This is a genomic window from Geodermatophilus sp. TF02-6 (assembly GCF_003319115.1).
In the GTDB taxonomy this organism is placed as follows: Bacteria; Actinomycetota; Actinomycetes; order Mycobacteriales; family Geodermatophilaceae; genus Geodermatophilus.
Window position 1 is genome coordinate 15,622 of record NZ_QOHF01000014.1, and the last position, 13,843, is coordinate 29,464.

The window sequence follows — 13,843 nt, forward strand, 5'->3', positions numbered from 1 at the left end:
GCTCCGGCGCGGCCAGCGATAGGTTGGCCGCCATGGCAGAGCAGCCCAGGAACGGTCGTTCACGCAGTGGCAAGGTGACCGTCGTCGGTGCCGGGTTCTACGGCTCGACCACCGCCCTCCGCCTCGCGGAGTACGACGTCTTCGAGACCGTCGTGCTCACCGACATCGTCGAGGGCAAGCCCGAGGGCCTCGCCCTCGACATCAACCAGTCCCGGCCGATCGAGGGCTTCGAGACGCAGGTCGTCGGGGTCGGCGGCGGTTCCTACGAGGGCACCGAGGGCTCCGACGTCGTCGTCATCACCGCGGGGCTGCCGCGCAAGCCCGGCATGAGCCGGATGGACCTCATCGAGACCAACGCCAAGATCGTCCGCCAGGTCGCCGAGAACGTCGCGCGGACCTCGCCCGACGCCGTGCTCATCGTGGTGTCCAACCCGCTCGACGAGATGACCGCGCTGGCCCAGCTGGCCACCGGGTTCCCGAAGAAGCGGGTGATGGGCCAGGCCGGCATGCTCGACACCGCCCGGTTCACCGACAACGTCGCCGAGGAGCTCGGCGTCCCGGTGGGTTCGGTGCGCACCCTGACCCTGGGCTCGCACGGCGACACGATGGTCCCGGTGCCCTCGCGCTGCACCGTCGACGGCAAGCCGCTGGCCGACGTCCTGCCCGCCGACCGCATCGAGCACCTCGTCGAGCGCACCCGCAACGGGGGCGCCGAGGTCGTGGCGCTGCTGAAGACCGGTTCGGCCTACTACGCCCCGTCGGCCGCCGCCGCCCGCATGGCCCGCGCCGTCATGGAGGACTCGGGCGCGGTCATGCCGGTCTGCGCCTGGGTGGACGGCGAGTACGGCATCTCGGGGGTCTACCTGGGCGTCGAGGCCGAGATCGGGCGCGAGGGCGTGCGCCGCGTGGTCGAGGGCGACCTGACCGACAGCGAGCTGGCCGGGCTGCGCGAGGCGGCCGAGGCCGTGCGCGCCAAGCAGGCCGACGTCGCCGATCTGTAGAAGGACCCCGTCCTCCTCACCCCTCGCAGGCTCGGGGTGAGGAGGACGGGGCCGTGAACTGACGAGGAGAACGCGTGAGCAAGATCAAGGTCGAGGGCACCGTCGTCGAGCTCGACGGCGACGAGATGACCCGGATCATCTGGCAGTTCATCAAGGACCAGCTGATCCTCCCGTACCTCGACGTGGACCTCGAGTACTACGACCTGGGCATCGAGAAGCGCGACGAGACCGACGACCAGATCACCGTCGACGCGGCCAACGCGATCAAGGAGCACGGCGTCGGCGTCAAGTGCGCGACCATCACGCCGGACGAGGCGCGGGTCGAGGAGTTCGGCCTGAAGAAGATGTGGCGCTCCCCGAACGGGACCATCCGCAACATCCTCGGCGGCGTCATCTTCCGCGAGCCGATCATCATGTCCAACGTGCCGCGGCTGGTGCCCGGCTGGACCAAGCCGATCGTCGTCGGCCGTCACGCCTTCGGTGACCAGTACCGGGCCACCGACTTCCGCTTTCCCGGTGAGGGCACGCTGACGATCACCTTCACCCCGAAGGACGGCTCCGCGCCGATCGAGCACGAGGTCTTCCAGTCGCCGGGCGCCGGCGTCGCCATGGCGATGTACAACCTGGACGAGTCGATCCGCGACTTCGCCCGGGCCTCGATGAACTACTCCCTGCAGCGCGGTTACCCGCTGTACCTGTCGACGAAGAACACGATCCTCAAGGCCTACGACGGCCGCTTCAAGGACATCTTCGCCGAGGTCTTCGAGACCGAGTTCAAGGACTCCTTCGAGGCCGCCGGCCTCATCTACGAGCACCGGCTGATCGACGACATGGTCGCCGCGTCCCTCAAGTGGGAGGGCGGCTACGTCTGGGCGTGCAAGAACTACGACGGCGACGTCCAGTCCGACACCGTGGCCCAGGGCTTCGGCTCGCTGGGCCTGATGACCTCGGTGCTGATGAGCCCCGATGGCCGCACCGTCGAGGCCGAGGCCGCCCACGGCACGGTGACCCGCCACTACCGGGCCCACCAGCGCGGCGAGCAGACCTCGACCAACCCGGTCGCGTCGATCTTCGCCTGGACCCGGGGCCTGGCCCACCGCGGCAAGCTGGACGACACCCCCGAGGTGACCCGCTTCGCCGAGACGCTGGAGCGCGTCTGCGTCGACACCGTCGAGGGCGGTCAGATGACCAAGGACCTCGCGCTGCTGATCAGCAGGGACCAGCCGTGGCTGAACACCCAGGACTTCCTGGCGGCCATCGACGGCAACCTGCAGAAGGCCATGGCCTGAGCGCCTGACCCAGCACAGCGGCCCCTCACCCGACCCGGGCGGGGGGCCGCCGCGTACGTCCGCCGCGGTCGCCGGCGCCGACTGCGGGGAGACCGGGCTCCGCCCGGCTCGTCGGGACCGCGACCTCCCTGCAGTCGGGGGCCTGTGGACGGCCTCAGCGGCAGAACGGCCGGGCCCGTCATCGGCGCCGGCCTGCTGACCGCCGACGCTCTCCGCAGCACCGCCTGGCGTCGCCTCTACCGAGGTGTGCACGCGGATGCCCCCTGCCCGACTCCCCGGCAGTCGGGGGACGCTCCGACTGCCGGGACCCCGGGGCTCCCGACCGGCAGGGACGGGTCAGGCGCCGAAGAGCTGGGTCCACCAGGGGCCGCCGGCGCCCTCGGCGACGCCCACGCCCAGCCTGGTCAGCGTGCAGTCGAGGATGTTGGCGCGGTGGCCCGAGCTGCTCATCCAGGCGTCCATCACCGCGGTGGCGTCGGGCTGGCCGTAGGCGATGTTCTCCGCCCGCGCGTAGGTGATCCCCGCCGCCTCGGCCCGGTCGAACGGCGAGAGGCCCTCGGAAGTGGTGTGCGAGAAGTAGCCGCGGTCACGCATGTCGGCGCTGTGCGCGCGGGCGACCGCGGCCAGCGCCGCGTCGGCCGCCACCGGAGCGCAGCCGGCGGCGGCGCGGGCCTCGTTGACCAGGGTCAGCACCTGCGCCTCCGCGCCGGAAGCGGCCGGCGCCGTCGTCCGCGGTGCCGTGGCGGTCGGCGTCGCCGAGGGGACCGGCGCCGGGGCCTGCGCCGTCGTGGTCCGGGAGGCGCGGGACGACGGAGCCGCCGAGGGTGCCGTGGCGGAGGGCGTCGCGGCGGGCGAGGAGGTCGACCGCGAGGACGTCGATTGCGATGAGGCGGCCGAGGTGGACGCCGGCAGGGAGGCGGGGGGCGAGGAGGCAGTGGGCGAGGACGCGGTGGGGGACGCCGTGCCGGTCGTGGCCGCCGGGGTGGTGGTCCGCGGGGCGGGGCGCCCGTCGACCCCCCACTGCACCACGCTCTCCCGCGACCCGGTGCGTGCCGCGGTCGACCCGGCCGCCTGCGTGGTGCGGGCGGAGGCCCGAGCCGAGGAGGCGCTGGACTCCAGGGCCACCGGCTCGGAGGAGCTGCTCACCGCGCCGGACACCACCGGGACGCCCACCAGCGCACCGGCGACCAGGAGCAGGGGCAGCACCCGCCGCGGCCCGAGGGCCCGTCGCAGCCGGCGGCCCGAGCGGGAGAGAGCGGCGGGGATGCGGGAGGACGGCGGACCCGCCGGCATGTGGTGCACGGAATCGACCCTCACCAGTTGCTAGATCACGAGTCGTTACTCTGGCGAGAGTAGCCGTGAGCGCAGCGTGATCAGTAGTCGGCCAGGGGAGCGCTCGTCGTCCCCGGTGCACCGCGGGTGGGTGGTGTCCGGGGCAGCGGCAGCGGGCAGCATGGACCGTGTCCGACAGCCGTCGACACGGAGGAGCACGCGGCCGGTGAGCGACGTCTGGCTCAACATCGTGATGGTCGTCGTCTTCGTCCTGATCGGCGGCGCCTTCTCCGGAGCGGAGATCGCCCTGGTCTCGCTGCGCGAGTCGCAGGTGCGGGCGATGGCCGAGAACGGCGGACGGCGCGGCAAGGCCGTGGCCAGGCTGCTCAGCGACCCCAACCGCTTCCTCGCCGCCGTCCAGGTCGGCGTCACCCTGGCCGCCTTCTTCTCGGCCGGCTTCGGTGCGAGCACGTTGTCCCCGCCGCTGGCCGACCGGCTGGTCGGGCTCGGGATGAGCGAGGGCCTCGCCGGCACGCTGGCGTTCGTGCTGGTGACGATCGCGACCAGCTACCTGTCGCTGGTCGTCGGTGAGCTGACCCCCAAGCGCCTGGCGCTGCAGCGCGCCGAGGGCTTCTCGCTGCTCGTGGCCGCGCCGCTCAACGCGATCGCCAAGCTGTCCCGCCCGGTCATCTGGCTGCTGTCGCAGTCGACCAACCTGCTGGTGCGGCTCCTGGGCGGCGACCCGAAGGCCAGTGGCGAGGCGATCAGCCAGGAGGAGCTGCGCGATCTGGTCACCGCGCACGAGTCGTTGAGCACCGACGAGCGCCGGCTCATCGGCGAGGTCTTCCGCGCCGGCGACCACGAGGTGCGCGAGGTCATGACGCCGCGCACCGAGGTCGACTTCCTCGAGGCGTCGATGACCGCCAGCCGCGCGGCCAAGCAGGTGCACGAGTCCAGCCACTCGCGCTTCCCCGTCGTCGGCCGGGACGAGGACGACGTCATGGGCTTCGTGCACGTGCGCGACCTGTTCCTGCCCAACCACCCGGCGGGGCGGGCGGCGACCGTCGGCGACCTGGTCCGCGACGTGAAGCGGCTGCCGGGCACCGCCGGCGTCCTCAACGCCCTGTCGGAGATGCGGCGGGAGAACCACCACCTGGCGATCGTGGTCGACGAGTACGGCGGCACCGACGGCATCGTCACCCTCGAGGACCTCATCGAGGAGGTCATCGGGGAGATCTACGACGAGTACGACGAGGACGTCGCCGAGGGTGGCGAGGAGGAGCCCGGGGGCCCGCACGAGGTCGACGGCCTGCTCAACCTGGACGACTTCCGCGAGGTCACCGGGCTGGAGCTGCCCGAGGGACCGTACGAGACGGTCGCCGGCTTCGTGCTCGCCGAGCTCGGCCGGCTCCCCCAGCCCGGGGACGCCGTCACCGTCGACGGGCGCACCATCACCGTGCTCGAGCTCGACGGACGCCGGATCGCCCGGCTGTCGGTCACCCGGGCCCCCGAGCCGGAGATCGACCCGGCGACGGTCCCCACCGGCACCATCGGCGCCTGACCCCCCCCCCGGGCATGGGAAGCGATACCTGCGTTCTGAGCGCCAGGACACACGTATCGCTTCCCATGCCCGGGGGACGCGTGGACGGGGACGGCGTCAGGCGCGCTTCTGTGCGGTCTCCCAGGCGTCGCGGACGATCCCGGCCAGGTCGGTGTGCGCAGGCCGCCAGCCGAGGTCGGCGCGGATCCGGTCGCTGGAGGCGACCAGCCGCGCCGGGTCGCCGGCCCGCCGCTGGCCGATCTCGACCGGCACCGGGTGACCGGTGACCTGGCGGACGGCGTCGACGACCTCCTGCACCGAGAAGCCGGTGCCGTTGCCCAGGTTGTAGACGCGGTGCTCGCCCGGCGCCGGGGCGGTCAGCGCCAGCAGGTGCGCGTCGGCCAGGTCGGCGACGTGGATGTAGTCGCGGATGCAGGTGCCGTCCGGCGTCGGGTAGTCCTCGCCGTAGACGGTCAGCGACTCGCGGGTGCCCGCCGCGACCTGCAGCGCGATCGGGATGAGGTGGGTCTCGGTGGTGTGCCGCTCGCCGAGGCCGTGGGCGGCGCCGGCGACGTTGAAGTAGCGCAGGCTCACCGCGGCGAAGTCGTAGGCGGTCGCGTAGGAGGTGAGCATCGCGTCGACGGCGAGCTTGGTGGCGCCGTAGGTGTTGGTCGGCCGGGTCGGGGCGTCCTCGCGGATGGGCACCTGCTCGGGTTCGCCGTAGGTGGCCGCGGTGGAGGAGAAGACGATCCGGCGGCAGTCGACCGCGCGCATGGCCTCCAGCAGCGCCAGCGTGCCGGCGACGTTGGTGTCCCAGTAGACCTCCGGCCGCACCTGCGACTCGCCGACCAGGCTCTTCGCGGCGAAGTGCAGCACCGCCTCGGGCCGGACGTCGGCCAGCACGGGTGCGCAGTCGTGCAGCGAGGCCTGGACGAACCGCGCGCCCTCGGGGACGGCGTCGGCGTGGCCGGTGGAGAGGTCGTCCAGGACGGTCACCTCGTGGCCGCCCTCCAGGAGGGCGGCGGTGACTACGCTGCCGATGTAGCCGGCGCCACCGGCGACGAGAACCCGCATGCGCCCACCCTAGGTCCGCGCGCGGTCGCTCACCGGCGCGGCGCGGGGGAGCGCGGTGAGGAGGACGGACCAGTGGTCAGCGCACGACCGGCGGTGCAGCAGCTCCCCGCGTACAAGCCGGGCCGCAACCCCGCCGACCTCGCCCGAGAGATCGGCGTGGCGCAGGCGGTGAAGCTGGCCAGCAACGAGGTCGCCTTCCCGCCGCTGCCCGCCGTCCTCGAGGCTCTGGCCGCCGCGGCGGGGGAGACCCACCGCTACCCGGACAACGGCGCCGTCGTCCTCACCGCCGCGCTGGCCGAGCGCTACGGGGTCGACCCCGCCCAGGTCGTGGCCGGCTGCGGGGCGGTCATGCTCTGCCAGCAGCTGGCCCAGGCCTTCAACGACCCCGGCACCGGGCTGGCCCACGCCTGGCGCTCGTTCGAGATCTACCCGTTGCTGGCCCGGGTCGCCGGTGCCCGCAGCATCCAGGTGCCGCTGGTCCCCGGCCGCCCCGGCGGCCCGGTGGACACCCACGACCTCGAGGCCCTGGCCGCGGCCGTCGACGACACCACCCGCCTGGTCTTCGTCTGCAACCCGAACAACCCCACCGGGACGGCGGTGCGCCGGGCGGCGCTCGAGCGCTTCCTCGACGCCGCGCCCGAGAGCGCCCTCGTCGTCCTGGACGAGGCCTACCGCGAGTTCGTCACCGACCCCGACGTCCCCGACGGGCTGGAGCTGATGCGCGGGCGCCCCAACGTCGCGGTGCTGCGCACCTTCTCCAAGGCCTGGGGGCTGGCCGGCCTGCGGGTGGGCTACCTGGTCGCGGAGGACCCGGCGGTCGCCGACGCGGTGCGCAGGACGCACGTGCCCTTCAGCGTGTCCACCCTCGCCCAGGCCGCGGCGGTCGCCGCGCTGGGCAGCGAGGACGAGGTGCGCCGCCGGGTCGCCGCGGTGGTCGCCGAGCGCGCGCGGCTGACCGCGGCGCTGCGCGAGCGCGGCCTGGACGTCTCCGACAGCCAGGCCAACTTCGTCTGGCTGGCGGTCGGGGAGGACGCCGCCGACCTGGCCGCCGCCCTCGAGGCGCGCGCGGTGATCACCCGTCCGTACGCCGGCGGGGGGATCCGGGTGACCGTCGGCACGCCGTCGGAGGACGACGTCTTCCTCGCCGCCCTCGACGCCGTCCGGGACGGGGCGCGGGTGACCACACCCACGTGACCCGCCGGTGACGAGGCCGTTCGGGACGTGTGGCGCCGCGGCCCCGGGCGGCTGGTTTGATGGCCGGCGTGGCTCTTCCCCGTGTGCTCTCCGGCATCCAGCCGACGGCGGGTTCCTTCCACCTCGGCAACTACCTGGGGGCGCTGCGTCAGTGGGTGGCCCTGCAGGAGACGGCGCAGGCGTTCTACTGCATCGTCGACCAGCACGCCATCACGCTGGACTGGGACCCGGCCGAGCTGCGGCACGACACGCTGGCCTCGGCCGCCCAGCTGCTCGCGCTCGGGGTCGACCCGGCGCGGAGCACGCTGTTCGTGCAGAGCCACGTGCCCGAGCACGTGCAGCTGTCCTGGGTGCTGGAGTGCATCGCGCGCTTCGGCGAGGCCAGCCGGATGACCCAGTTCAAGGACAAGAGCCAGCGCGAGGGTGCCGCCGGCTCGTCGGTCGGCCTGTTCACCTACCCGGTGCTGATGGCCGCCGACATCCTGGTCTACCGGGCCGACCAGGTCCCCGTCGGCGACGACCAGCGACAGCACCTGGAGCTCACCCGCGACCTGGCGACCCGCTTCAACGGCCGCTTCGGGGACACCTTCCCGCTGCCCGAGGCGCTCATCCCGGAGGGCGCCGCGCGGATCATGGACCTGCAGTCGCCGGACCGGAAGATGAGCAAGAGCCTGCCGCCGGCCGGGTGCGTGTTCCTGCTGGACGACCCCAAGGTGACCGCCAAGAAGATCCGCTCCGCGGTCACCGACACCGGCCGTGAGGTGGTCGCCGACCCGGTGCACAAGCCGGGCGTCACCAACCTGCTCACCATCCACGGCGCGCTGTCGGGGACGCCGGTGGCCGAGCTCGAGGAGCGCTTCGCCGGCCGCGGCTACGGCGACCTGAAGAAGGAACTGGCCGCGGTCGTCGCCGACTTCGTGACGCCGATCCGCCAGCGCACCCAGGAACTGCTCGACGACCCCGCCGAGCTGCAGCGCATCCTGGCCGACGGTGCAGCCCGCGCGCGGCAGGTCGCCGGGCGCACCGTCGCCGACGTCTCCGACAAGGTCGGCTTCCTGCCACCGGCCGGAGCGCGCGCGTGAACGACGACACGTTCGTGCTGCGCAGACCCAGCGCGACGCCGGAGACGGCCGTCATCGGCGTCGTGGTGCCCGTACCCGAGCCCTGGGCGCAGCTGTTCGTCGACTGGCGCACCAAGGTCGGCGACGTGCAGGCCGACCTCGTGCCGCCGCACGTCACCCTGCTGCCGCCCACGGAGGTCGCCGCCGCCGACCGGCCGGCGATCACCGCGCACCTGTCGGCCGTGGCCCGCGCCCACCCCCCGTTCGACATGCACCTGTCGGGCACCGGCACGTTCGCGCCGGCCTCGCAGGTGGTCTTCGTCGCCGTGGCCCGCGGCATCGGCAACTGCGAGATGATCGCCCACGACGTCCGCTGCGGTCCGCTGACGCGGTCGCTCACCTTCCCTTACCACCCGCACGTGACCGTCGCCCACGACGTCCCACCGGACATGCTCGACGTCGCCTACTGCGGCCTGGCCGACCTCTCGGCCGAGTTCCGGGTCGAACACTTCACCGAGTTCGAGCAGACCCCCGACGGCGCCTGGACCGTGGCCCGCGAGTACCCCCTCACCGGCCCGCCGCACTGACCGTCGCCCCAGGCGCCGGGCACGGCCTGCCCCCAGGCTGGGGCGGATGGGTGCTCCACGGGCCGAGCGGGACACCGCCGTGCGCGAGGAGGCGCCCGCGGGCCGGCTGACCGCCGGCGGCCGGGCGCTGGTCGCCGGCCCACGGTGGTGCCCTCGACGGCGTGCCCGCTGCAGCGGCTGCTGCCGGGGGCGCTGTTCGGCGCGGCCGGCTTCGAGGTGGTGAAGCTGGCGGGCAGCGTCTACCTCTCGCTGACCTCGGTCAGCGTGACCGCGTCGGCGTTCGGCGGGGCCGCGGGCATCCTGGTCTGGCTCAACCTGGTGTGCCGGTTCGCCTTCTCCACCGCGGCCTGGACGGCGACCCTGCCCCGGGTGCAGGGGGGTGCGCACGTGGTGGCCGACTCCACCCGGCCGGTCGTGCCGCCGGCGGCTCCGGAGCGGTCGGGTACACCACCTGCACCGCCCGGCGGCACCCGACCACCGTCGCGACGACGATCCCCACCGCGGTGACGGCCAGCCCGGCGGGCACCAGGGGCGAGCGCGCGTCGTCCCCGGCCGCCGCCGCGGTCCCGGGCGCGGCGGCCACCCGAGGTGCCGCCCGCGACGCCGGTGCCGCGGTGGGGGACGGCGCGGACGGGAGGTCGTCGGCCGAGTCGACGAGCCGGCCCACGCCCTCGGTCGCGGCGGGGACGGCGAAGCCCCAGTCGAGCAGCCGCGCGGCCTGGTCGGCGGCGCGCAGCGGCCGGTTCTCGGTGCCCATCACGCTGACCACCAGGCGGCGCCCGTCGCGCTCGGCGGCCGTGACGAAGGTGTGCCGGGCGGCGTCGGTGAAGCCGGTCTTGCCGCCGAGGTCGCCCGGGTAGTCGGCGAGCGGGTTCTGGTTCTGGATCTGGTAGCCCGGCGATCGGCCGTCGACCGCCGGCACCTGCGCGGTCGGCGCCCGCAGGACCGCGACGGCCCGCGGGTCGTCGAGCAGGCGGCGGAAGACCAGCGCGAGGTCGTAGGGGGAGGAGGACTGGCCGGCCACGTCGAGCCCCGACGGCGTCCCGACGACGGTGTCGTACGCGCCGATCGCCGCCGCCGTCTCGTTCATCGCCCGCACCGTCGGCTGCACGCCGCCCGCGGCGCGGGCCAGGGCGTTGGCCGCGTCGTTGCCCGACTGCAGGACCAGCGCCTCGAACAGGAAGGACACCGGGTAGCGCCCGCCGGCGACCAGACCGACCCGGCTGCCCTCGGCCCGCTCGTCCTCGGCCGTGCCCTCGACGACGGTCGCCGGGTCCAGCCGCGGCAGCAGCGTCAGCAGGGTCAGCGTCTTGAGCGTGCTCGCCGGGTAGTAGCGGCCGTGCGGGTCGTGGGCGGCCAGCACCCACCCGCTGTCGGCGTCGGCCACCAGCCACCCGGGGGCGGCGAGCCCGTCCGGGAGCGGAGGAGCCCCGTCGGTGACGACGGTGCCGCGGGTGTCCAGCGCCTCCCCGCCGACGGGGACCCCGTCGGGGCCGCTGCCCTGCGGGGGCCCGCCCGGCAGCGGCGCGGTCGGCGTGGGGGCGGAGGGGTCCAGGGTGGGCCGGGGGTCCTCGGCCAGGGCCGGCCCGGCGCCGAGCAGCACCAGCCCCGCCGCGAGCAGTGCGGTGACCAGGCGGGGTGCCGCCGGCCGTCGTGGCATGCGCAGGACGCTAGCCGCCGTACCGGCCGCCCCGGTCGGCGGCGCGCGGGTGGCGCACGCCACCGGCGGCAGCCGCCAGGCAACGATCCCATCTCGGTCTCCGGCGCGGGGGGCGGCGCGGCCGCCGGGCGCGGTTAGCGTGCCCAGGTCGCGCGCTGCGGGAACCGGCCCGCCGGTCCGGCGGCGCGCGACCCACGACCCACCGGGGCGGCCACCTCTCCCGTGTCGTCCGTCCCCCCAGAGAGGAGAGCGCCTTGCGCCGGAGGATGAAGGCCAACGCACGGGTCATGGCGGTGCTGCTGGCCGGCAGCACGGCCCTGGCGGCCTGTGCCAGCGACGAGAGCAGCGGCGGCAGCAGCAGCGGGAGCGGTGAGAACGGCGGCGACCTGCAGATCGGCCTGGCGTTCGACACCGGCGGCGAGGGCGACCGCTCGTTCAACGACGCGGCGGTGGCCGGTGTCGACGCGGCGATCAAGGAGCACGGTGGCACCGTCACCAAGCTCAGCCCGAACGCCGACGCGTCCAACCGCGCCGACCTGCTGACCCAGCTGGCCGACCAGGGCTTCGACCCGGTCATCGCCGTCGGCTTCGCCTACAGCGAGGTCATCGGCGACGTCGCCCAGCAGTACCCCGACGTGACGTTCGCCCAGGTGGACGGGCACGTCGCGGACGCCGGCAACCCGAGCAACCTCACCGGCCTGGTGTTCGCCGAGGAGCAGGGCTCCTTCCTCGCCGGGGCCGCCGCGGCGCTGAAGACCGAGGCGAACCACGTCGGCTTCGTCGGCGGCGTGCAGACCCCGCTGATCCAGAAGTTCGAGGCCGGCTACGTCGCCGGCGCCAAGGCGGTCAAGCCGGACATCACCGTCGACGTCCAGTACATCTCCCCGGCCGGTGACTTCACCGGCTTCAACGACCCCGCCCGCGCCCAGATCGTGGCGCAGGGCATGTACGACGGCGGCGCCGACATCGTCTACCACGCCGCCGGCGGCTCGGGCATCGGCGTGTTCCAGGCGGCCGCCGCGTCGGACGAGCGGGCCATCGGCGTCGACTCCGACCAGTACCAGACGGTCGACGACCCGGCCCTCAAGGCGGTGATCATGACGTCGATGCTCAAGCGCGTCGACGTCGCCGTGGACAACTTCATCGGCGAGTACGTCGACGGCAACGTCACCGGCGGCCAGGACGAGGTCTACGACCTGGCGCGCGACGGCGTCGGCCTGGCCACCTCCGGCGGGCAGATCGACGACATCCAGACGCAGCTGGACGACTACGAGCAGCAGATCACCAGCGGGCAGATCACGGTCCCCACGACCCCGTGACACCGCTCGGCCGACCGACGACGGCGGGCCCGGGGGCGTACGCGCCCCCGGGCCCGCCGTCGTGAGCGAGGTGGAACCACCCGGCCGCGCCCCGGTGCGCGATCACGCGGCGGGCCGGTGGACCCGGACCGGGGAGGTGGCGGCGGTCGATCCCGCGCTCCGGATGCAGCAGAGTGGACGTGCCCGGCACCCCCGCTGGGCGCAGCGAGGGAGAGGGTCGTGCGATGCCTCCAGGACCCAGGGCCACGGCGGGCGAGCCGCAGGCCGACCCCGGCAGCGGGGCGGCGCCGCTCGCGGTCGAGCTGCGCGGGATCACCAAGCGCTTCCCCGGCGTGGTGGCCAACCGGGACATCGAGCTGCGGGTCCGCCGCGGCGAGGTGCACGCCGTCGTGGGCGAGAACGGCGCCGGCAAGTCGACGCTGATGAAGACCCTCTACGGCGAGCACCGCCCGGACGAGGGACAGATCATGCTCGACGGCCGGGAGGTGACCTTCCGCAGCCCGGCGGACGCGATCGCGGCGGGGATCGGCATGGTGCACCAGCACTTCATGCTCGCCGACAACCTCACCGTCCTGGAGAACGTCGTCCTGGGCAGCGAGCCCACCCGCGGCGGCCGGCTCGACCACGCCGAGGGCCGCCGCCGGATCGCCGAGCTCTCCGACCGCTACGCCCTCGGGCTGCGGTCCGACGTCCTCGTCGAGGACCTCGGCGTCGGCGACCGGCAGCGGGTGGAGATCGCCAAGGTGCTCTACCGCGACGCGCGCACGCTGATCCTCGACGAGCCCACCGCCGTCCTCGTCCCGCAGGAGGTCGACGAGCTGTTCGGCAACCTCGCCGAGCTCAAGCGCGAGGGCCTGACCGTCATCTTCATCTCGCACAAGCTCGACGAGGTGCGCAAGGTGGCCGACTCGATCACCGTCATCCGGCGCGGCACCACCGTCGGCACCGCCGACCCGAGGACGACGTCCACCCGCCAGCTGGCCGAGATGATGGTCGGCGCCCAGCTGCCCTCGCCGCAGACGCGCACCTCCACCGTCCGCCCGACGCCGGTGGTCGAGCTGCGCGGGGTGACCGTCACCGACGCCGACGGCCGGGCGCTGGTCGACGCGGTCGACCTGACCGTGCACGAGGGCGAGGTGGTCGGCATCGCCGGCGTCGAGGGCAACGGCCAGGCCGAGCTGGTGGACGCCGTCATGGGCCTGCGCCCGACCACCTCCGGCGCCGTGCTGCTGGGCGGCGAGGACGTCACCGCCTGGAGCACCCGCGCCCGCCGGGAGGCCGGCGTGGGTTTCATCCCCGAGGACCGGCACCGGCAGGGGATGCTGCTCGACGCGCCCCTGTGGGAGAACCGCATCCTCGGCCACCAGACCCGCCCGCCCGCGGTCAAGGGCCCGTTCATCGACCGCCGGGGCGCCCGCGCCGACACCGCGCGGATCATGCGCGACTACGACGTCCGCGCCCCCGGGCCGGACACGCTGGCCGTCGCCCTCTCCGGCGGCAACCAGCAGAAGCTGATCGTCGGGCGCGAGATGAGCGCGCGGCCGCGGCTGCTGCTGGCCGCGCACCCCACCCGCGGGGTGGACGTCGGCGCGCAGGGGTCGATCTGGCGGCTGCTCGAGGACGCCCGCGCCGAGGGCATGGGCATCCTGCTGGTCTCCGCCGACCTCGACGAGCTCATCGGCCTGTCGGACACGCTGCACGTCATGCTGCGCGGCCGGCTGGTCGCCACCCTCGACCCGGCGACGGTCACCCCCGAGGAGCTCGGCGGGTACATGACCGGCGCGCGGACGACGGCGGGTGCGGCATGAGAACTCCCCACGAAGCCACCCCACAACGCCACCCCACG

The 13,843-nt window shown here is 74.1% G+C and carries 12 protein-coding genes and 1 pseudogene; 10 read left to right on the forward strand and 3 right to left on the reverse strand.

The genetic code is table 11. The annotated features are described in order from the left end of the window. The first annotated feature begins 74 nt into the window (after positions 1–74). Positions 75–1,001 (forward strand): malate dehydrogenase, encoded by a 927-nt coding sequence (gene mdh / locus DQ238_RS13745; RefSeq protein WP_233495950.1) that lies wholly within the window; start codon positions 75–77, stop codon positions 999–1,001. 74 nt (positions 1,002–1,075) lie between these two features. Next, on the forward strand, positions 1,076–2,290 hold the full coding sequence (locus DQ238_RS13750) for an NADP-dependent isocitrate dehydrogenase (protein WP_113781839.1): 1,215 nt from the start codon (positions 1,076–1,078) through the stop codon (positions 2,288–2,290). A 336-nt stretch (positions 2,291–2,626) separates the two neighbouring features. On the opposite strand, the gene DQ238_RS13755 is transcribed toward DQ238_RS13750, so the two are convergent. After that, on the reverse strand, positions 2,627–2,983 hold the full coding sequence (locus tag DQ238_RS13755; protein ID WP_113781840.1) for a CAP domain-containing protein: 357 nt from the start codon (positions 2,981–2,983) through the stop codon (positions 2,627–2,629). 46 nt (positions 2,984–3,029) lie between these two features. On the opposite strand from DQ238_RS13755, the gene DQ238_RS13760 reads away from it, so the two are divergent. Both DQ238_RS13760 and DQ238_RS13765 read left to right on the forward strand, forming a co-directional pair. Then, positions 3,030–3,617, forward strand: a complete 588-nt coding sequence (locus DQ238_RS13760) for a hypothetical protein (protein WP_147263075.1) — start codon at positions 3,030–3,032, stop codon at positions 3,615–3,617. A gap of 171 nt (positions 3,618–3,788) precedes the next feature. Further along, a complete protein-coding gene (locus DQ238_RS13765) occupies positions 3,789–5,123 on the forward strand; it encodes a hemolysin family protein (protein WP_113781842.1) in 1,335 nt (444 codons plus the stop codon). A gap of 96 nt (positions 5,124–5,219) precedes the next feature. On the opposite strand, the gene galE is transcribed toward DQ238_RS13765, so the two are convergent. Further along, the gene (gene galE, locus DQ238_RS13770) at positions 5,220–6,176 is read right to left on the reverse strand and encodes a UDP-glucose 4-epimerase GalE (RefSeq protein WP_113781843.1); all 957 of its coding nucleotides are present in this window, start codon (positions 6,174–6,176) and stop codon (positions 5,220–5,222) included. Between the two features lie 72 nt (positions 6,177–6,248). On the opposite strand from galE, the gene hisC reads away from it, so the two are divergent. The 4 genes and pseudogenes from hisC to DQ238_RS13790 all read left to right on the forward strand — a co-directional run. Next, on the forward strand, positions 6,249–7,370 hold the full coding sequence (hisC, locus tag DQ238_RS13775) for a histidinol-phosphate transaminase (protein WP_113781844.1): 1,122 nt from the start codon (positions 6,249–6,251) through the stop codon (positions 7,368–7,370). 59 nt (positions 7,371–7,429) lie between these two features. Further along, entirely contained in the window at positions 7,430–8,452 is a 1,023-nt protein-coding gene (gene trpS / locus DQ238_RS13780) for a tryptophan--tRNA ligase (protein WP_113781845.1), read from the forward strand. Next, entirely contained in the window at positions 8,449–9,018 is a 570-nt protein-coding gene (locus tag DQ238_RS13785) for a 2'-5' RNA ligase family protein (RefSeq protein WP_113781846.1), read from the forward strand. Before trpS ends, DQ238_RS13785 begins: the two co-directional genes overlap by 4 nt. 147 nt (positions 9,019–9,165) lie before the next feature. After that, positions 9,166–9,327: pseudogene (locus DQ238_RS13790) on the forward strand (YihY/virulence factor BrkB family protein); the annotation flags it as partial. Position 9,328: 1 nt separating this feature from the next. Here the strand turns inward: DQ238_RS13790 and DQ238_RS13795 are convergent. After that, positions 9,329–10,678 (reverse strand): D-alanyl-D-alanine carboxypeptidase family protein, encoded by a 1,350-nt coding sequence (locus DQ238_RS13795; protein ID WP_113781847.1) that lies wholly within the window; start codon positions 10,676–10,678, stop codon positions 9,329–9,331. 254 nt (positions 10,679–10,932) lie between these two features. On the opposite strand from DQ238_RS13795, the gene DQ238_RS13800 reads away from it, so the two are divergent. Together DQ238_RS13800 and DQ238_RS13805 are read left to right on the forward strand one after the other, a co-directional pair. Further along, positions 10,933–11,997 (forward strand): BMP family protein, encoded by a 1,065-nt coding sequence (locus DQ238_RS13800; RefSeq protein ID WP_233495951.1) that lies wholly within the window; start codon positions 10,933–10,935, stop codon positions 11,995–11,997. 224 nt (positions 11,998–12,221) lie between these two features. Then, positions 12,222–13,805 (forward strand): ABC transporter ATP-binding protein, encoded by a 1,584-nt coding sequence (locus DQ238_RS13805; RefSeq protein ID WP_113781848.1) that lies wholly within the window; start codon positions 12,222–12,224, stop codon positions 13,803–13,805. Positions 13,806–13,843 lie beyond the last annotated feature (38 nt).

Bases quoted from the DNA above. Each gene is read 5' to 3' on its own strand.
- DQ238_RS13805 (WP_113781848.1), top strand. From the start codon at position 12,222: ATGCCTCCAGGACCCAGGGCCACGGCGGGCGAGCCGCAGGCCGACCCC.
- galE (WP_113781843.1), bottom strand. From the start codon at position 6,176: ATGCGGGTTCTCGTCGCCGGTGGCGCCGGCTACATCGGCAGCGTAGTC.
- trpS (WP_113781845.1), top strand. From the start codon at position 7,430: ATGGCCGGCGTGGCTCTTCCCCGTGTGCTCTCCGGCATCCAGCCGACG.
- DQ238_RS13795 (WP_113781847.1), bottom strand. From the start codon at position 10,678: ATGCCACGACGGCCGGCGGCACCCCGCCTGGTCACCGCACTGCTCGCG.